A 212-nucleotide genomic window follows, 5' to 3' on the forward strand; every position below is an offset into this window, starting at 1 on the left:
TTTGCGTGTAGCTTTGCTTTTCTTCGGTTCTTGTACTTGAGCTGCGGTTGCGCTCTGGTCGCTTTGATCCCCAGTGTGCTCTGGGACGAAGAAAACACTGGCATCCTCATTCGAGAGGGTGCCTTGTTCAGAGTGAATCTCTTCTGAACGATTGCCATACACAAAACGTTGAAATCGGGCCAGCTGCTCCAAAAGATCGGCGTTTTGTTCCT

Annotated in this window: 1 protein-coding gene; it reads right to left on the minus strand. The window is 49.5% G+C overall.

Features of this window, described 5'->3' with window-relative positions:
- Positions 1-212: IS66 family transposase (locus FD01_RS03280; protein WP_082611668.1), on the minus strand; the 212-nt coding region annotated here is incomplete at both ends.

The organism is Lacticaseibacillus manihotivorans DSM 13343 = JCM 12514 (genome assembly GCF_001435035.1).
Taxonomy (GTDB): Bacteria; Bacillota; Bacilli; order Lactobacillales; family Lactobacillaceae; genus Lacticaseibacillus; species Lacticaseibacillus manihotivorans.